This is a genomic window from Kitasatospora sp. NPDC086801, assembly GCF_044745805.1.
GTDB lineage: Bacteria > Actinomycetota > Actinomycetes > Streptomycetales > Streptomycetaceae > Kitasatospora.
Map to the genome: position 1 here is coordinate 101532 of NZ_JBIVAX010000023.1, position 18909 is coordinate 120440.

The window sequence follows — 18909 nt, forward strand, 5'->3', positions numbered from 1 at the left end:
CCGCCGGGGTCCCCCCACGTCCGGGCGTGGTCTCAGGCCCGGACCGCCAGGCCGTAGCGGTGCTCGGGGCGGCCGGTGTCGCCGTAGCGCAGGGTCAGCCGCAGCCGGCTGTCCCGCTCCAGCTGCTTGAGGTAGCGCTGCGCCGTCGAGCGGCTCAGCCCGGTGGCGTCCGCGACCTCCTGCGCGGACAGCGGCCGGCCCGCCTGGCGCAGCACCCCCAGCACCAGGTCGGTGGTGGGCGCCGAGTGCCCCTTCGGCAGCGGGCCGGCCGGGGCGGCGGCGCTGCGCAGGGTGGCGAACAGCCGGTCCACCTCGTCCTGGCCGGCCTCCCGGGCCGCCGGGCCGGCCAGCGCGTGCCGCAGCTGCGCGTACGCGACCAGCTTGTCCCGCAGGCCGGCGAAGGTGAACGGCTTGACCAGGTACTGCAGCGCGCCGTGCTGCATCGCGGCGTGCACCGTCGACACGTCCCGGGCGGCCGTCACCATCATCACGTCGCAGGCCACCTGCCGCTCCCGCAGCCGGCGCACCAGCGCCAGGCCGGTCTCGTCCGGCAGGTGGTGGTCGAGCAGCAGCAGGTCCACCGGGCGGCGCTCCAGCGCGGCCAGCGCCTCCCCGGCCGAGTGCGCGGTGCCGGTCACCCGGAAGCCCGGCACCTTGGCCACGTACGCGGCGTGCACGTCCGCGACCCGGAAGTCGTCGTCCACCACGAGTACGTCGATCATCAGGCCTCCACGAGCTGAGTGGTGAGCAGGGCCTCGGGCAGCTCGACCGTGAACCGGGCACCGCCGAGCGGCCCCGCGTCGAGCACGATCCGGCCGCCGGTCCGCTCGACCAGCCGCCGCACCATCGCCAGCCCCAGCCCGCGCGGACGGTGCGCGGGCGCGTCCTTGCTGGTCCACCCCTCCTCGAAGACCTGCTCGCGCAGTTCCTCCGGCACGCCCGGGCCGCTGTCCGTGACCTGGAGCAGCAGCGTGGAGCCGGCCGCCGCCAGCGTCACCTCCAGCCGGCCGCCCCCACCCGCCGCGAGCGCGTCCACCGCGTTGTCGATCAGGTTGCCGAGCACCGTCACCAGCGTCCGCGCGTCCACCACCGCGTCCGGCAGGTGCGCCGCCCGGGCCAGCACCAGCCGCACCCCGCGCTCGCCCGCCACCGCCGTCTTGCCCGCCAGCAGCGCCGCGACGTGCGGATCCTGCACCTGCTCCGCGATCCGCGCCGCGACCACCGCGTGCGAGCTGGACTGCTCCGAGATGAACGCCACCGCCTGCTCGTGGCGGCCCAGCTCCAGCAGGCCCAGCAGGGTGTGCATCCGGTTGGCGTGCTCGTGGTCCTGTGCGCGCAGTGCCTCGGTCAGGCTGCGGGTGGTGTCCAATTCTCGGACCAGCGATTCCAGTTCGGTCCGGTCGCGGAGCGTCACGACCGCGCCGCCCTCGGCCGTGTTCATCCGGTTGACCACCAGCACCCGGTCGTCCCGGACCGCCGGCAGGTCGGCGCCGGTGATCCGCCCGGTCAGCACGTCCGCCAGCCGCCCCGGGGGCAGCACCGCGTCGATCGGCCGGCCGGTGCAGTCCTCCGGCAGGCCGAGCAGCCGCACCGCCTCGTCGTTCGCCAGCCGGATCCGGCCGCGCTCGTCCAGCGCCACCATGCCCTCGCGGATGCCGTGCAGCATCGCCTCCCGCTCCACCAGCAGTGCCGAGATGTCGGCCAGCGCGATGTTGTGGGTGCGGCGCTTCAGTCGCCGGGCCAGCGCCAGCGTGGCGACCGTCCCCGCGGCCAGGCCCGCGCCCGCGCACAGCAGGATCCCGGTGAGCATCTTCAGCAGCCGGCGGCGGATCGAGTCATCGCTGATGCCCACCGACACCTCGCCGACGATCCGGCCGTCCGCGACCCGCAGCGGCACCTTGCCGCGCGCGGTGCGGCCCAGCGTGCCCTGCTGGATCGCGGTGACGCTGAGCCCGCTGAGCGCCGGCTCCGGATCGGTGCTGACCCGGTGGCCGATCCGCTCCGGGTCGGTGTGCGAGAGCCGGATCCCTTCCAGGTCGGTGACCACCACGAAGCTGGCGCCGGTGGCCAGCCGGATCTGCTCGGCGTTGCGCTGCGCGGTCGCCGAGTCCCGGGCGTCGGCGGCCCGGGCGATCGCCTCGTCGGTGGCGGTGGCCTGGGCGATCGACAGGGCCCGCTGCATCGCGTCGTGGTCCAGCTCGCTGCTGACCGGGGCCAGGAACAGGCCGGCGGTCACGGTGGTGACACCGACGGTGACGACGGTCTGGCTCAGCAGCAGCTGTGCGAAGACCCGGCGGGGCCAGCGGGGCAGCTTCATCCGGGCCTCCTCTCGACGGCTGTGGGGGGCGGGTACGTCAGGGTCGGGACACCCTACGTTTCCGGCGTGTTTCTGTCAGCCGCGTCCCCGCAGTTGTAGCGGAAGCAAAAGGAGCAGAACACCCCTCAATGCGGAGAAACCGCAGTACGCCGAGAAGGCTCCCGCCGGGGCCCGGCCCGCTCCTACCTTTCCGGGGCAAGCACAGACCCGGGAGGATCGAATGAGCACAACCCCGGCGATCGAGCTGACTGGCGCGACGAAACGGTTCCGCACCCCGTCCGGGGCCCTGCACACCGCCGTCCGCGATCTCGATCTGACCGTCGCCCAGGGCGAGTTCGTCGCCGTCGTCGGGCCCACCGGCTGCGGCAAGTCCACCACGCTGACCCTGGTCAGCGGCCTGGAGGAGCCCACCGAGGGCGAGGTCCGGGTGGACGGCGAGCCGGTCCGCGGGATCCACCCCAAGGTCGGTTTCGTCTTCCAGCAGGACGCCGTCTTCCCCTGGCGCACCGTCCTGTCCAACGTGATGGCCGGGCCGCGCTTCCGCGGTGTGCCCACCGCCGAGGCCAGGGAGCGGGCCCGGGACTGGCTGGGCCGGGTCGGCCTCGCCGCCTTCGAGGACCGCTACCCGCACCAGCTGTCCGGCGGCATGCGCAAGCGCGTCGCGCTCGCCCAGACCTTCGTCAACGACCCGGACATCCTGCTGATGGACGAGCCGTTCTCGGCGCTGGACGTGCAGACCCGCGCCCTGATGTCGGACCAGCTGCTGGAGCTGTGGGCCGGGACCAGGTCGTCCGGGAACGCCGCGTCGGTCGTCTTCGTCACCCACGACCTGGACGAGGCCATCGCGCTCGCCGACCGGGTCGTCGTCATGACGGCCGGACCGGCCACCGTCAAGGAGATCTTCACCGTCGACCTGCCACGACCGCGCACCGTGGAGGCCGTCCGGCTGGAACCGAGGTTCGTCGAGCTGTACCGCGAGATCTGGGCCTCGCTCGGCGAAGAGGTGCGCATCACCCGCGAGAGAGGAGCGGGTCGTGCCGCTTGAGACCGCGTCGGCCGTCGCCGACAAGCCCCCGGCGGCCGCCCCCGCCAGCCGTACCGAGGCCCGCGAACGGGCCGCCCGCAACCGGAGGTTGACCGTCTACGGGGCCCGGGTCGCGGTCCTGGTCGCCTTCCTCGGACTGTGGGAGGTCTGCGCCCGCACGGACGTCATCGACCCGTTCAACTTCTCGCAGCCGTCGAGGATCTGGGACCAGATCTGGCAGTGGATCACCCACGGCACCGCGCAGGGCTCGCTCGGCGAACAGATCGGCTACACCCTCTACGAGGCCCTCACCGGCTGGGTGATCGGCGTCATCTGCGGTGTGCTGCTCGGCATCGCGCTCGGCCGGGTCCGCTTCCTGGCCGACGTGTTCGGGCCCTACATCAAGGTGCTCAACGCCATCCCGCGGATCGTGCTCGCCCCGATCTTCCTGATCTGGTTCGGCCTCGGCCCGGCCTCCAAGGTCGCCTCCGCCGTCGTCCTGGTGTTCTTCCCGGTGTTCTTCAACGCCTTCCAGGGCGCCCGCGAGGTGGACCGCAACCTCGTCTCCAACGCCCGCATCCTCGGCGCCGACGGCCGCAAGGTCACCCTCCAGGTGGTCATCCCCGCCGCCACCACCTGGATCTTCACCAGCCTGCACGTCAGCTTCGGCTTCGCCCTGATCGGGGCCATCGTCGGCGAGTACATCGGCGCCACCAAGGGTCTCGGCCTGCTCGTCGCCGCCGCCCAGGGCACCTTCAACGCGGCCGGCGTGTACGCCGCCATGACCATCCTCGCCGTCGTGGCGCTGCTCACCGAGGGGCTGCTGACCTTCGCCGAGACGAAGCTGTTCCGCTGGAAGCCCGCAGACACGGGCGACGGCCGCTGAACCCTTCTGCGTCGCTGAACCCCATCCCCTGCGTCGCGAACCCCCTGCGTCGCGAACCCCCCGCTTCGCTGAACCCCCTGCGCCGCTGATCCCCCCTCGCAGAGAGAGGCACCCCCACCCATGCGCCCGAACCCGATCGGCAGACCCGCCGCGGCCGCCCTCGCCGCCGTCCTGCTCCTCCCGCTCGCCGCCTGCGCCAACGACGCCGCCACGACCACCCACGGCGCCGCCGCCCCGGCCGGCCGACAGGTCGACGGGCCCAAGGTCAAGATCATGGTCGGCGGCCTGGACAAGGTCATCTACCTGCCCGCGATGCTCACCCAGCGGCTCGGCTTCTTCGCCGACGCCGGCGTCAACGTCGAGCTGATGAGCGAGCCCGCCGGCGTCAACGCCACCACCGCGCTGCTCGCCGGCGACGTCCAGGGCGCCGTCGGCTTCTACGACCACACCATCGACCTCCAGGCCAAGGGCAAGATCGTCGAGTCCGTGGTGCAGTTCTCCCAGGCCCCCGGGGAGGTCGAACTCGTCTCCACCAAGCAGGCCGACGCGATCAAGTCCGGTGCCGACTTCAAGGGCAAGAAGCTCGGCGTCACCAGCATCGGCTCCTCCACCGACTTCCTCACCAAGTACCTCGCCGTCAAGAACGGCACCGCCGTCAGCGAGTTCAGCCCGATCGCGGTCGGCGCCGGCCAGACCTTCATCGCCGCGCTCCAACAGGGCAGCATCGACGGCGGGATGACCACCGACCCGACCGTCGCCAACGTCCTCGACAAGGGCCTCGGCAAGATCCTCTACGACATGCGCACCCCCGAGGGCTCCCGCGAGGCACTCGGCGGCCTCTACCCGTCGTCCTCGCTCTACATGAACACCGACTGGGTGGAGAAGAACAAGGACACCACCCAGAAGCTCACCAACGCCTTCGTCAAGACCCTCAAGTGGATGTCCACGCACAGCCCCGAGGAGATCGCCGCGAAGATGCCCGCCGACTACGCGCAGGGCGGCGCCGAGCAGTACGCGGCCGCGATCAAGGCGACCCTGCCGATGTTCACCACCGACGGCGTGATGCCGGCCGACGGCCCCAAGACCGTCCTCGCCGTGCTCGCCGCCTTCCACCCGGACGTCAAGGGCAAGGAGGGCACCATCGACCTCTCCCGCACCTACACCACCGAGTTCGTCGGCAAGGCCGTCACCGGCTGAGCCGACACCCGACGTGACGGCCCCGCGCGCCTCCGTGGACAGCAGGCGCGGGGCCGCCCGCGCGCTCCGGTCCCGCGCTCACCCCCACGGGCGCGGGGCCGCCCGCGCGCTCCCGGCCGCTGCCGTCCCGATGCCGGCCGCTGCCGTCCCGCTCCCGGCCGCCGTCCCGCTACCGCCCACCGCCGTCCCGCTACCGCGCACCGCCGTCCCGCTACCGGCCCCGCACCGAGAGCACGTCCATCCGCGACGGCGTCCCCGCCGCCTTGCCGCAGCTCTCCGGACGCGGCGGCTCGCTCACCGCCTCGATCACGTCCACCTCCCAGGCCCGGCCGTCCTCGTGCAGCACCGAGACCAGCCAGCGGCCCGCGCCGTCCGGCCGCTGGGCCAGCGTCAGCGCGTCCACCCTGGTCTCCCCGGTCGCCAGCCGCACCGCGTGCTCGGCCGCCTGGCCCGGACGCTCCCAGCCCGAACAGCCCCGCGACCAGGCCGGCACCATGTGCCCGGCCGCCGTCGCCGCCAACACCTCCTTGGCCGCCTCCGCCGTCAGCCGCCCGTACGCGTAGCCGTACGGCAGCACCAGCATCGTGGGGGAGAAGCGGTGCCCGCCCAGGTGCGTCACCTCCCACACCTCGCTGTGCCCGGCCGCCGCCAGCTCCGCCGCCAACGGACGGCCCAGCAGCGCGCAGCAGCGGTCCCGCCGCCCGTTGGTGCACACCAGCGCCAACGGGCCGCCGACGTGCTCCACCCCGAAACCGCCGTGGTCGCCGACGCCCAGCGCCGTGAAGTCCAGCTCCAGCAGCTCCGCCGGATCGGCCACCTCCGCCCGGCGCACCCAGCCGCGACCCGGCACCGTGTGCGCCACCACCACCTCGTGCCGCGCCGTCGGCAGGCAGTCCGCGTGCCGCCCCGGCCGCCGGATCAGCGCCACCCGCACCCCGGTGCCCGCCGCGGCCGCGTCCAGCGCCCGCCCCGTCGCCGGGTCCAGGTGGCTCTCCCCGAGCGCCTTCGCGCCCCACGGCCCGTTCTGCTCCACCAGCAGCCAGGTGGTCGCCACCGCGGCGGTGGCGACCAGCGGCTCCGACAGTTCACGCGACAGCGTCGCACAGGTGCTCACCCGGGTAAGGCTACCCTCGGCACCCGCCGCGCCCCCGGACGACGAAGGAGGGGCGCCGGACGGCTCCGGCACCCCTCCTCCACCGCGCCGCGGGGCTACGCCGGGCCGGCCACCACCGCGATCGGCGTCGACACCGGCGTGCCCGAACCGTCCCGGCGCGGGTCGCGCTCCGGCAGGTCCACCGGCGCGCCCTTGTCGGTCGCCGCACGGGCCGGGGCCGCACCCGCCCAGGCGAACGTCAGGCCGTCCTCACCGCGCAGGAACCGCTGGCAGCGCACGCCGCCCGTCGCCCGGCCCTTGCGCGGGTACTGCTCGAACGGCGTCACCTTCCACGACGTCTGCTCCTCGCCGGTCAGCGTCCCCGACACCCCCGCCACCGAGACCACCACCGCGTCCGACGCCGGATCCACCGCCGTGAACGACAGCACCCGCGCCCCGTCCGAGAGCTTGATCCCCGCCATGCCGCCCGCCGGACGGCCCTGCGGACGCACCTGCCCCGCCGGGTAGCGCAGCAGCTGCGCGTCCGAGGCGATGAAGACCAAGTCCTCCTCGCCGGTGCGCAGTTCGACCGCACCCACCAGCTCGTCACCCTCCTTGAGGGCGATCACCTCGAACTCGTCCTTGTTCGCCGGCCACTCCGGCACCACCCGCTTCACCACGCCCTGCGCCGTGCCCAGCGCCAACCCCGGCGAGGACTCGTCCAGCGTGGTCAGCGCCAGCGCCCGCTCCCCGGCCTCCAGCCGCAGGAACTCGCCCACCGCCGCCCCGCCGGCCAGCGTCGGCGACGGCGTCGGCGGCAGCGCCGGCAGGTCGATCACCGGCAGCCGCAGCACCCGGCCCGCCGACGTCACCACGCCCACGTCCGCCCGCGCCGTCGCCGGCACCGCCGACACGATCACATCGTGCTTCGACCGCTTCTCCGACAGCTCGAACGGCTCCCCGTCCGCCGTCCGGGCCAGCAGGCCCGTCGACGACAACAGCACCCGGCACGGGTCGTCCGCCACCTCCAGCGGCACCGACAGCGCCGCCGACGGCGCCGCCCCCGCCTCCAGCAGCACCGTCCGCCGCTCCGTCCCGAACTGCTTCGCCACCGCGCCGAGTTCGGACGACACCACGCTGCGCAGCCGGGTGTCCGACTCCAGGATCTCGGTCAGCTCCGCGATCTCCGCGCTCAGCTTCGCCTTCTCCTGCTCCAGCTCCACCCGGTCGAACCGGGTCAGCCGCCGCAGCGGCGTGTCCAGGATGTACGCCGTCTGCGTCTCCGACAGCGAGAAGCGCTCCATCAGGCGCTCCTTCGCCTGCCCCGCGTTGTCACTCGACCGGATGATCGCGATGACCTCGTCGATGTCGAGCAGCGCCACCAGCAGACCGTCGACCAGGTGCAGCCGCTCCTCCCGCTTGCGCCGGCGGAAGTCGCTGCGCCGCCGCACCACGGTGAACCGGTGGTCGACGTAGACCTCCAGCAGCTCCTTCAGCCCCAGCGTCAGCGGCTGGCCGTCCACCAGCGCCACGTTGTTGATGCCGAAGGTCTCCTCCATCGGCGTCAGCTTGTACAGCTGCTCCAGCAGCGCCTCCGGCACGAAGCCGTTCTTCACCTCGATCACCAGCCGCAGCCCGTGCTCGCGGTCGGTCAGGTCCTTGACGTCCGCGATGCCCTGCAGCTTCTTCGCGTTGACCAGGTCCTTGATCTTCGAAATGACCTTCTCTGGGCCGACGTTGTACGGCAGCTCGGTCACCACGATGCCCTTGCGGCGCGCCGTCACCGCCTCCACCGTCGTGGTCGCCCGGATCTTGAACGTGCCGCGGCCCGACTCGTACGCGTCCCGGATCCCCGACAGGCCCACGATCCGCCCGCCCGTCGGCAGGTCCGGACCGGGCACGAACCGCATCAGCGTGTCCAGGTCCGCGGTCGGGTGCTTGATCAGGTGCCGGGCCGCCGCCACCACCTCGGACAGGTTGTGCGGCGGCATGTTCGTCGCCATGCCGACCGCGATGCCCGTCGCGCCGTTCACCAGCAGGTTCGGGAACGCCGCCGGCAGCGCCAACGGCTCCTGCTCGCTGCCGTCGTAGTTCGGACCGAAGTCGACGGTGTCCTCGTGGATCGACTCCACCATCGCCATCGACGCCGCCGTCAGCCGCGACTCCGTGTAGCGCATCGCCGCCGGCGGGTCGTCGTTGCCCAGCGAACCGAAGTTCCCGTGCCCGTCGATCAGCGGCAGCCGCATCGAGAACGGCTGCGCCATCCGGACGACCGAGTCGTAGATCGACGCGTCGCCGTGCGGGTGCAGCCGGCCCATCACCTCGCCCACCACACGGGCGCACTTCACGTGCGCGCGGTCCGGCCGCAGGCCCATCTCGTTGGCCTGGTACAGGATCCGGCGGTGCACCGGCTTCAGACCGTCCCGCGCGTCAGGAAGCGCACGCGAGTAGATCACCGAGTAGGCGTACTCCAGGAAGGAGCCCTGCATCTCGTCCACGACGTCGACATCGAGGATCCGCTCCTCGAAGTCTCCGGGCGGCGGGGTCTGCGAACTGCGGCGGGCCATCGCGGCGGGGCTCCCTTACGTCTCGCTTGCTGTGTCTCGGTCAGTCTCTGACGTCCATCCGCCGACCCCCGTCAACAGGGCTCGGCGCCCCCATTGTGGACCCTCGCGCCGACACTCCCGGCCAGCGCCCCTCTTCCGCCCCTGGCGAACGCCCCGTCCGCGCGGGACACGAACACGCCCCCCACGCGTTGCACCACAATGGGGGACGCCACACGAACCCCGACATCGACGACGGGAAGGACCCGAGCGCATGGCCAACCCGGCCCCCGAATCCGCCTCCACCGGAGGACATGGCGCTGCCATCGCCATCACCGAGCACCGCCTGGCCAACGGCCTGCGCGTCGTCCTCTCCGAGGACCACCTCACCCCGGTCGCCGCGGTCTGCCTCTGGTACGACGTGGGCTCCCGCCACGAGGTCAAGGGCCGCACCGGCCTCGCCCACCTCTTCGAGCACCTCATGTTCCAGGGCTCCGCCAACGTCTCCAACAACGGGCACTTCGAGCTCGTCCAGGGCGCCGGCGGCTCGCTCAACGGCACCACCAGCTTCGAGCGCACCAACTACTTCGAGACCATGCCCGCCCACCAGTTGGAGCTCGCCCTCTGGCTGGAGGCCGACCGCATGGGCTCGCTGCTCGCCGCCCTCGACGAGACGTCCATGGAGAACCAGCGCGACGTCGTCAAGAACGAGCGCCGCCAGCGGTACGACAACGTGCCCTACGGCACCGCCTTCGAGAAGCTCACCGCGCTCTCGTTCCCCGACGGCCACCCGTACCACCACACCCCGATCGGCTCCATGGCCGACCTCGACGCCGCCACCCTCGACGACGCCCGCGCGTTCTTCCGCACCTACTACGCGCCCAACAACGCCGTCCTCACCGTCGTCGGCGACATCGACCCCGAGCAGACCGTCGCCTGGGTCGAGAAGTACTTCGGCAGCATCCCCGCCCACGACGGCAAGCAGCCCCCGCGCTCCGGCGAACTCCCCGACACCATCGGCCGCGAACTGCGCGAGCACGTCCACGAGGACGTCCCCTCCCGCGCCCTGATGGCCGCCTACCGCCTCCCGCACGACGGCACCCGCGACGCCGACGCCGCCGACCTCGCCCTCACCATCCTCGGCAGCGGCGAGTCCAGCCGCCTCTACAACCGGCTCGTCCGCCGCGACCGCACCGCCGTCGCCGCCGGCTTCGGCCTGCTCCGCCTCGCCGGCGCCCCCAGCCTCGGCTGGCTCGACGTCAAGACCTCCGGCGACGCCACCATCGAGCAGATCGACGCCGCCGTCGACGAGGAACTCGCCCGCTTCGCCGCCGAAGGCCCCACCCCCGAGGAACTCGAACGGGCCCAGGCCCAGATCGAGCGCGAATGGCTCGACCGGCTCACCACCGTCGCCGGCCGCGCCGACGAACTCTGCCGCTACGCCGTCCTGTTCGGCGACCCCAAGCTGCTGGGCGGCGCCCTTCCCAAGGTCCTCGACATCACCGCCGAGGAGGTCCAGGCCGTCGCCAAGGCCCGGCTCCACCCCGACAACCGGGCCGTCCTCGTCTACGAGCCCACCGCGGCCGACGACGCCGACGCCACCGCCGCCACCGATGAGGAGGGTGCCGCCGCATGAGCACCGACTACGTCCCCGCCATGACGTTCCACCCCCAGCCCGAGCCCGGCACCCCCAGCCCCTGGGCCTTCCCCGCCCCCGAGCGCGCCGCCCTCGGCAACGGCATCACCGTCCTGCACTGCCACCGGCCCGGCCAGCAGCTCGTCGCCGTCGAGGTCCTCCTCGACGCCCCGCTCGCCGCCGAACCCGACGGCCTCGACGGCATCGCCGCCATCCTCGCCCGGGCCCTCAGCGAGGGCACCGACACCCTCACCGCCGAGGAGTACGCCGCCGAGCTCGAACGCGCCGGCGCCACCCTCGACGCCCACGCCGACCACCCCTGCATCCGCGTCTCCCTGGAGGTCCCCGCCTCCCGCCTGCAGCGCGGCCTCTCCCTGCTCGCCGACGCCCTGCGCGCCCCCGCCCTCCCCGAGGACGAGATCGAGCGCCTCGTCGCCAACCGGCTCGACGAGATCGTCCACGAGCAGGCCAACCCCGCCCGGCGCGCCGCCAAGGCCCTCTACGCCGAGCTCTTCGACGGCGCCGACCGCCTCTCCCGGCCCCGCAGCGGCACCGCCGACACGGTCAAGGCCATCGACCGGGCCGCCGTCAAGGCCTTCTACGACGCCCACGTGCGCCCGGCCACCGCCACCGTCGTCGTGGTCGGCGACCTCACCGGCACCGACCTGCCCGCCCTCCTGGAGAGCACCCTCGGCACCTGGACCGGCAACGCGGCCGAACCCTCCGTCCACGCCCCCGTCACCGCCGACGACCGCAGCCGCGTCCTCATCGTCGACCGCCCCGGCTCCGTCCAGACCCAGCTCCTCATCGGCCGCATCGGCCCCGACCGCCACGACCCGGTCTGGGCCGCCCAGATCCTCGGCACCTACTGCCTCGGCGGCACCCTCACCTCCCGCCTGGACCGCGTCCTGCGCGAGGAGAAGGGCTACACCTACGGCGTCCGCTCCTTCGCCCAGCCGCTGCGCTCCGCCGCCGACGGCAGCGGCCGCTCGCTGCTCGCCATCAGCGGCTCGGTGGACACCGCCTCCACCGCCCCGGCGCTCGCCGACACCTGGACCATCCTGCGCACCCTCGCCGCCGAGGGCCTCACCGAGGCCGAGCGCGACGAGGCCGTGCAGTTCCTGGTCGGCGTCGCCCCGCTGAAGTACGAGACCGCGGGCTCCGTCGCCGGCACCCTGGCCGACCAGGTCGAGCAGTACCTCGCGGACGACTACCAGGCCGAGGTCTACCGGCAGCTCGCCGAACTGCCCACCGCCGCCGCCACCGAGGCCGTCGTCGCCGCCTTCCCGCCGGACCGCCTGGTCACCGTGCTGGTCGGCGACGCCGCCGTCATCGCCGACGACGTGCGGGCCCTCGGCATCGGCGAGGTCACCGTCGTCAGCTGACCTCGCGGTTCCCGTGCGGCCCGGTGGAGCACCCGCTCCGCCGGGCCGCCGCGTTGTTAAATCCGTTGCGGGCCAGCGGCGTTCCGTGGATAGATGTCCCCGGCACACACGGACGAACGACGACGAACGACGACGAACGAAGGGAGGCGGTCACCATGCGGGTCGAGCGAGCCATACGCCGACGCTCCCCGAGGCCGTCCTCCCCCTGTGCCCAGGGCGCCTGAGCCCCACCCCCGAACTTCCCCGAGCCGCACCGGGCTTCTTCGCGCGGCACCCCCTTCCCCGAACCACCCGACCGCTGGAGGTCGTTCAACCATGACGTACACCGAGGTGCCCGGAATCCGGGTCCCGATCCGGATGTGGACCGACCCGGCCACCGTCGAGGGCCAGGCCCTGCAGCAACTGCGCAACATCAGCTCCCTGCCCTGGCTGCACGGCCTCGCCGTGATGCCCGACGTCCACCTGGGCAAGGGCGCGACCGTCGGCTCCGTCATCGCCATGAAGGGCGCCGTCTGCCCGGCGGCGGTCGGTGTCGACATCGGCTGCGGAATGAGCGCGGTGAAGACCTCCCTCACCGCCAAGGACCTCCCCGACGACCTGTCCCGCCTCCGCTCCAAGATCGAGCAGGCCATCCCGGTCGGCCGCGGCCTCCACACCGACCCCGTCGACCCGGCCAAGCTGCACGGCTTCCGGACGGCGGGCTGGGACGACTTCTGGCACCGCTTCGACGGCGTGGCCGGGGAGGTCAAGTGGCGCCGCGAGCGGGCGATGCAGCAGATGGGGACGCTCGGGGCCGGCAACCACTTTTGCGAAGTTTGCATAGATGTGTCCGGTTCTGTGTGGCTGATGCTGCACTCCGGCTCGCGCAACATCGGCAAGGAACTGGCCGAGCACCACATGGGCGTCGCCCGCTCGCTGCCGCACAACCAGGGCCTGATCGACCAGGACCTCGCGGTCTTCATCGCGGAGACCCCGCAGATGGCGGCCTACCGCCAGGACCTGTTCTGGGCTCAGGAGTACGCCAAGAACAACCGCGCGGTGATGATGGCGCTGTTCCAGGACGTCGTCCGCCGTGAATTCGCCAAGGCCAAGGTCACCTTCGACGAGGTCATCAGCTGCCACCACAACTACGTGGCGGAGGAGACGTACGACGGTGTCGACCTGCTCGTGACCCGCAAGGGCGCGATCAGGGCGGGCACCGGCGACTTCGGCATCATCCCCGGCTCGATGGGCACCGGTTCCTACATCGTCCGCGGTCTCGGCAACGAGGCGGCGTTCAACTCGGCCTCGCACGGCGCCGGCCGCAAGATGAGCCGGAACGCGGCGAAGAAGCGGTTCACCACGCAGGACCTGGTCGAGCAGACCGAGGGCGTGGAGTGCCGCAAGGACAGCGGCGTCGTGGACGAGATCCCGGGTGCCTACAAGTCCATCGAGAAGGTCATCGAGCAGCAGAAGGACCTCGTCGAGGTGGTCGCCCACCTCAAGCAGGTCGTCTGCGTCAAGGGCTGATCAACGTCGACAGGGGTGCCGCCACGATGTGGCAGCACCCCTGTCGGGTTGGTCGAGTTGGCTCAGGCCGCGGCCGGGAGCTCGTCGAGGCCTTCCTGGACGAGCTTGGCGAGGCGGTCGAGGGCGTCGTCGGCGTTGTCGGCGTCGGAGGCGAGGATGACCTCGTCGCCGCCCTGGGCGCCGAGGCCGAGCAGGCCGAGCATGGAGGCGGCGTTGACGGGGTTGCCGCCGGGCTTGGCGATGGTGATCGGCACGCCGGTGGCCGTGACGGCCCGGACGAAGACGGAGGCGGGACGGGCGTGCAGGCCCTCGGCCCAACCGATGGTGACGCGGCGCTCAGCCATGAGACGTGCCTTTCCGGTGAAGCTGGTTACGGCCGTGCTCGGGGAAGCGGCCATGTTGTCTAGACCAGTGTTGCACGCAGGCGGCCCCTGCGAGCCGCTGCGTTCGGGACTTGTGATTGTTTCTTTTCGGGGCATAAGGCCCGGCCAGCGGCCCTGCCCACCCTGCCGCCAGCGTGCACCCGGCGCCATTCGGCTCGCCGCCGGATAGCCTGACGAATGTGGACGACTCCGCAGTGGCGCAGCCCGAGCAGGACCCCGGTGACCGGCGGGAATCCGGACCGGATTACCCCCAGCACTGGGAGGCCGACATCCTGCTGCGGGACGGCGGCACGGCCCGCATCCGGCCGATCACGCCGGAGGACGCGGAGCGTCTGGTGGAGTTCTACGCACAGGTGTCGGACCAGTCCAAGTACTTCCGTTTCTTCGCCCCCTATCCCCGGTTGTCGGAGAAGGACGTCCGCCGTTTCACCCACCACGACTTCGTGGACCGGGTGGCGCTGGCGGTGGTGGTCCGGGACCGCTTCATCGCCACCGTCCGCTACGACCGGATCGACGCGCAGGGCCGCCCGTCCGAGGCCGGGACGGACGCCGAGGTGGCGTTCCTGGTGCAGGACGCGCATCAGGGCCGCGGGGTGGCCTCGGCGCTGCTGGAGCACATCGCGGCGGTGGCGCAGGAGCGGGGGATCCGCCGGTTCCAGGCGGAGGTGCTGCCGGAGAACCGGAAGATGGTGAAGGTCTTCACCGACGCGGGCTACACGCAGCGCCGCAGTTTCACCGACGGTGTGGTGCACCTGGAGTTCGATCTTGAGCAGACGGACCGTTCGCTGGCGGTGATGCGGGCGCGCGAGCACCGGGCGGAGGCGAAGTCGGTGCAGCGGCTGCTGACCCCGCGGTCGGTGGCGGTGATCGGGGTGTCGCGCAATCCGCAGACGGTGGGCCGGGCGATCCTGCGGGACCTGCTGGGCAGTACCGACAGCACCCGCCCGGTGTACGCGGTGAACCGCAACGCCCCGCCCGGCACCGAGCTGGACGGCGTCCCGGTGCACCGTTCGATTCTGGACGTTCCCGGGCCGGTGGATCTCGCGGTGATCGCCGTCCCGGAGGGGGCCGTCCCGGCGGCCGTCGCCGAGTGCGGTACGCACGGGGTGCAGGGCCTGGTGGTGGTGACCGCCGGGTACGCGGAGACCGGTCCGGAGGGCCGGGACCGCCAGCGCTCGCTGGTGCGCCAGGCGCGGGCGGCGGGGATGCGGGTGATCGGTCCGAACGCCTTCGGCCTGATCAACACCGATCCGGACCGCCCGCTGAACGCCTCGCTGGCCCCGCAGCTGCCGGGCCGGGGCGGGTTCGGGATCTTCTGCCAGTCCGGTGCGATCGGGGTGGCCCTGCTGGAGTCGGCGCATCGCCGGGGCCTGGGGGTGTCCTCCTTCGCCTCGGTGGGCAACCGGTCGGACGTCTCCGGCAACGACTTCCTGCAGTACTGGGCGGAGGACGAGGCCACCGAGGTGGTGCTGCTCTACCTGGAGTCCTTCGGCAACCCGCGCAAGTTCACCCGGATCGCACGCCGGCTGGCCGCGGTGAAGCCGGTCGTGGTGGTGAAGGGCGCCCGGCACACCGGCAGCCTGCCGCCGGGCCACGCGGTGCCGGCGACCGCGACGGGGTTGCGCGACGCGACGGTGGACGCGCTGTTCGAGCAGGCGGGCGTGACCAGGGTGGAGACGATCACCGAGCTGTACGACACCGGGGAACTGCTGGCCCTGCAGCCGCTGCCGCCGGGGGACCGGGTCGCGGTGGTCGGCAACTCGGACTCGCTGGGCCTGCTGACCTACGACGCCTGCCTGAGCGCGGGCCTGCGGCCGCGCACCCCGGTCGACCTGACCACCGCCGCGACGGGCGAGAACTTCCGGATCGCGCTGGACGTGGCACTGGCCGATCCGGCGGTGGACGCGGTGATCGCGGTGGCGATCCCGCCGATCGGCACGTCCGCGCACGCCTTCATGGGCGGTCGGCTGACCGGCCCGGACGATCCGGAGATGGGTTCGGACGATCCGGAGATCGCCGCCGCGCTGCTCGAAGCCAGTCGGCGGGCAAGGGAGTTGGGCAAGCCGCTGGTGCTCGCCCATCTGGCGTTGACCGATCTGCCGGTCCGGCTGCGCCCGGGGGGCGTGCCGGCGTTCGCGGCGCCGGAGCGGGCGGTGCGGGCGCTGGCGCACGCGGTGCACTACGCGCAGTGGCGGCGCCGGACGGCCGTGGCGGAGGAGACGGCCCGGGTGCCCGAGCTGGACCGGATCGACGAGCCGGGCGCCCGCGCGCTGGTCGAGGCGGCGTTGAGCACCCGGACCGCGATCGCCGCGCGGACGCAGCCGGGCGGAGCCCGGATCACCCTGCCGGACGCCGGGGCCCGCGAGCTGCTGGCCCGCTACGGCATCGACGTCTTCCCGGCGCTGCCGGCCCCGGACGAGGAGGCGGCCGTGCGGGCCGCGGCGACGCTCGGCTACCCGGTGGCGTTGAAGGCCACCGCCCCGCATCTGCGCCACCGTCCGGACCTGGGCAGCGTGCGGCTGGACCTGACCGGCGAGCCGGGGCTGCGCCGGGCGCACCGCGAGCTGGACGCGCTGCTGGGCGGTGCGGCGCAGGCGGAGCTGGTGGTGCAGCGGCTGGCGCCGCGCGGGGTGGACACCGTGATCGGCGCCACGGTGGATCCGGCGGTCGGCGCGATCCTGTCCTTCGGCCTGGCCGGGGCGCCGGCCGAGTTGCTGAGCGATGTGGCGCACCGGTTGGTCCCGGCGACCGACCAGGAGGTGGCCGGGCTGGTCCGGGAGGTGCGGGCGGCTCCCCTGCTGTTCGGCTGGCGGGGTGCGGAGGCGGTGGACACCGGTGCGCTGGAGGAGTTGCTGCTGCGGGTGTCGCAGTTGGTGGACGACGTGCCGGAGATCGCCTCGGTGGATCTCGAACCGGTGGTCGTGGCCCCGTACGGGCTGGCGATCCTGGGGGCGCGGGTGCGGATCGCGCCGCTGCCCGTCCGTAGCGATCTGGGCCCGCGCGCGATGAGCACCCTGTAACCTTCCTTGGTTGCGCCTGCCCGTGGGCGCTGTTGTCCGAAGCTCGGCGCCGTGCCGCCCGCTTCGTCGGCGGACCATGCCAGGATGGAGTTATGGCGAAGACCGGTACCACCAGCACTCAGGACCTGCGCTCGGCGATCGAGCGCAGCGGTTACTACCCGGCCCTGGTGTCCGAGGCGGTCGAGGCCGCGGTGGGCCCGGAGCCGATCAGCTCCTACCTGGTGCACCAGGAGACGACCTTCGACGCCAATGAGGTGCGTCGGCACGTGACGGTGCTGGTACTGACCCCGACGCGGTTCGTGGTGAGCCACACCGATGAGCAGTCGGGGGAGGGGGGCAGCCCGGCGGTGCCGTTCGCGACGACGTCGACGGAGAGTGTCCGGTTGGACCGGATCGGTTCGGTCGTGCTGAGCCGGATGGTCGCGAACCCGGAGACGTACACGCCGGGGACGCTGCCGCGCGAGGTGGTGCTGACGATCGGCTGGGGTGCGGTGCAGCGGCTGGACCTGGAGCCGGCGGGCTGTTCCGACCCGAACTGCGAGGCGGATCACGGCTACACCGGTTCGGCGACGGCTGACGATCTGTCACTGCGGGTGAGCGAGGCCGGTGACGGCCCGGAGACGGTGGCCCAGGCGCTGGTGTTCGCCCGCGCGCTGTCCGACGCGACGATCAGCAACGGCCCGCGGGTCTGAACACCGCCGCCTCCGACTGCTACGAATCCGGTTTCATGTCCTTCGCACCCTCCGACGGCTTCGACGCCTTCGAGATCCTCGACCCGGCTGCGGCTCCCGCGCCCCCGTACGGCAGTGGTTCGCTCTGCGACCTGCTGCCCTCGGTGGCGGCGGGGCTGGGCGTCCCGGGCTTCACCGCGACCCTGCCCATCGCCCCGGCGGACCGGGTGGTGGTGTTCCTGGTGGACGGTCTGGGCTGGGAGCTGCTGCTGCGGCACCCGGAGTACGCGCCGTTCCTGTCCTCGCTGGCCGGGAGTTCGATGGGTGGCTCGGGCCGCCCGCTGACCGCCGGTTTCCCGTCGACCACGGCGACTTCGCTGGCCTCGGTCGGCACCGGCACCCCGCCGGGGCTGCACGGCCTGGCCGGGTACACGGTCGCGGTGCCGGGCGCCGGTTATCTGATGAACCAGTTGCGCTGGCAGCCGCACACCGACCCGCACGTCTGGCAGCCGTACCCGACGGTCTTCGAGCGGACGCACGCCGCCGGGGTGGCGACCGCGCAGGTGTCCTCCCCGCTGTTCGCGCAGACCCCGCTGACCAGGGTGGCGCTGTCCGGCGGCACCTTCCTGGGCCGCACCACGGGCGAGGAGCGGATGGACCTGGCGGCCTCCTGGCTGGCCGAGCACGACCGGGCGCTGGTCTACACGTACGTCAGCGAGCTGGACGGCGCGGGCCACCGCTTCGGGGTGGACTCGGACGAGTGGCGGATGACCCTGGACGCGGTGGACCGGCTGGCCCGTCGGCTGGCCGAGCGGCTGCCGCCGCGTTCGGCGATGTACGTGACCGCCGACCACGGCATGATCGACATCGCGCCGGAGGACCGGATCGACTTCGACGAGGACTGGGAGCTGGGCGCCGGCGTGGCCCTGCTGGGCGGCGAGGGCCGGGCCCGGCACGTGTACGCGGTGCCCGGTGCGGCGGCCGACGTGTTCACGGTCTGGAGCGAGGTGCTGGGCGACCGGATGTGGGTGGCCACCCGGGACCAGGCGATCGCGGCCGGCTGGTTCGGTCCGACCGTGGACGAGCGGGTGTACGGGCGGATCGGCGACGTGGTGGCCGCGGCGCGGGACGACATCGCGATCACCGCCTCCCGCAACGAGCCGGGCGAGTCCGCGATGATCGGTCTGCACGGCTCGATGACCCCGGTCGAGCAGTTCGTGCCGCTGCTCGAAGTTCGCGGCTGAG

The 18909-nt window shown here is 72.8% G+C and carries 14 protein-coding genes; 9 read left to right on the forward strand and 5 right to left on the reverse strand.

Annotation, left to right across the window (positions count from 1 at the left end; translation table 11 throughout):
- Positions 1-32 precede the first annotated feature (32 nt).
- Both ACIPLC_RS23160 and ACIPLC_RS23165 read right to left on the reverse strand, forming a co-directional pair.
- Positions 33-722: a response regulator gene (locus ACIPLC_RS23160; RefSeq protein WP_063349364.1), complete on the reverse strand. Its 690-nt coding sequence runs from the start codon at positions 720-722 to the stop codon at positions 33-35.
- Positions 722-2317, reverse strand: a complete 1596-nt coding sequence (locus ACIPLC_RS23165; protein WP_400474893.1) for an ATP-binding protein — start codon at positions 2315-2317, stop codon at positions 722-724. The genes ACIPLC_RS23160 and ACIPLC_RS23165 overlap by 1 nt, the downstream gene beginning before the upstream one ends.
- A gap of 220 nt (positions 2318-2537) precedes the next feature.
- Here ACIPLC_RS23165 and ACIPLC_RS23170 point away from each other — a divergent pair, with 220 nt between their 5' ends.
- From ACIPLC_RS23170 to ACIPLC_RS23180, 3 genes are all read left to right on the forward strand, one after another.
- Positions 2538-3362 (forward strand): ABC transporter ATP-binding protein, encoded by an 825-nt coding sequence (locus tag ACIPLC_RS23170; RefSeq protein WP_063349366.1) that lies wholly within the window; start codon positions 2538-2540, stop codon positions 3360-3362.
- Positions 3352-4227 carry an ABC transporter permease gene (locus ACIPLC_RS23175; RefSeq protein WP_400474894.1) on the forward strand — a complete coding sequence of 292 codons (876 nt, stop codon included), beginning with the start codon at positions 3352-3354 and terminating at the stop codon, positions 4225-4227. Before ACIPLC_RS23170 ends, ACIPLC_RS23175 begins: the two co-directional genes overlap by 11 nt.
- Before the next feature lie 120 nt (positions 4228-4347).
- Positions 4348-5424, forward strand: coding sequence for an ABC transporter substrate-binding protein (locus tag ACIPLC_RS23180; protein ID WP_400474895.1), 1077 nt, complete (start codon positions 4348-4350; stop codon positions 5422-5424).
- 211 nt (positions 5425-5635) lie between these two features.
- Here ACIPLC_RS23180 and ACIPLC_RS23185 read toward each other — a convergent pair whose 3' ends face one another.
- Positions 5636-6538: a sucrase ferredoxin gene (locus ACIPLC_RS23185; RefSeq protein WP_400474896.1), complete on the reverse strand. Its 903-nt coding sequence runs from the start codon at positions 6536-6538 to the stop codon at positions 5636-5638.
- Between the two features lie 95 nt (positions 6539-6633).
- Positions 6634-9084, reverse strand: coding sequence for a DNA topoisomerase (ATP-hydrolyzing) subunit A (locus ACIPLC_RS23190; protein ID WP_400474897.1), 2451 nt, complete (start codon positions 9082-9084; stop codon positions 6634-6636).
- A 250-nt stretch (positions 9085-9334) separates the two neighbouring features.
- Between ACIPLC_RS23190 and ACIPLC_RS23195 the strand changes: the two genes are divergently transcribed.
- From ACIPLC_RS23195 to ACIPLC_RS23205, 3 genes are all read left to right on the forward strand, one after another.
- Positions 9335-10696 carry a M16 family metallopeptidase gene (locus tag ACIPLC_RS23195; protein WP_400474898.1) on the forward strand — a complete coding sequence of 454 codons (1362 nt, stop codon included), beginning with the start codon at positions 9335-9337 and terminating at the stop codon, positions 10694-10696.
- 20 nt (positions 10697-10716) lie between these two features.
- Positions 10717-12081 carry a M16 family metallopeptidase gene (locus tag ACIPLC_RS23200; RefSeq protein WP_400474923.1) on the forward strand — a complete coding sequence of 455 codons (1365 nt, stop codon included), beginning with the start codon at positions 10717-10719 and terminating at the stop codon, positions 12079-12081.
- Between the two features lie 315 nt (positions 12082-12396).
- Complete coding sequence (locus ACIPLC_RS23205; RefSeq protein WP_400474899.1) at positions 12397-13590, forward strand: RtcB family protein; 1194 nt, start codon at positions 12397-12399, stop codon at positions 13588-13590.
- A gap of 62 nt (positions 13591-13652) precedes the next feature.
- Here the strand turns inward: ACIPLC_RS23205 and ACIPLC_RS23210 are convergent, their stop codons facing one another.
- Entirely contained in the window at positions 13653-13934 is a 282-nt protein-coding gene (locus ACIPLC_RS23210) for an HPr family phosphocarrier protein (RefSeq protein WP_063349373.1), read from the reverse strand.
- 218 nt (positions 13935-14152) lie between these two features.
- On the opposite strand from ACIPLC_RS23210, the gene ACIPLC_RS23215 reads away from it, so the two are divergent.
- The 3 genes from ACIPLC_RS23215 (at position 14153) to ACIPLC_RS23225 (ending at position 18908) form a co-directional block, all read left to right on the forward strand.
- Positions 14153-16993: a GNAT family N-acetyltransferase gene (locus ACIPLC_RS23215; protein ID WP_400474900.1), complete on the forward strand. Its 2841-nt coding sequence runs from the start codon at positions 14153-14155 to the stop codon at positions 16991-16993.
- A gap of 92 nt (positions 16994-17085) precedes the next feature.
- Positions 17086-17685 carry a DUF5998 family protein gene (locus tag ACIPLC_RS23220; RefSeq protein ID WP_400474901.1) on the forward strand — a complete coding sequence of 200 codons (600 nt, stop codon included), beginning with the start codon at positions 17086-17088 and terminating at the stop codon, positions 17683-17685.
- Positions 17686-17720: 35 nt separating this feature from the next.
- The gene (locus ACIPLC_RS23225) at positions 17721-18908 is read left to right on the forward strand and encodes an alkaline phosphatase family protein (RefSeq protein ID WP_400474902.1); all 1188 of its coding nucleotides are present in this window, start codon (positions 17721-17723) and stop codon (positions 18906-18908) included.
- Position 18909 lies beyond the last annotated feature (1 nt).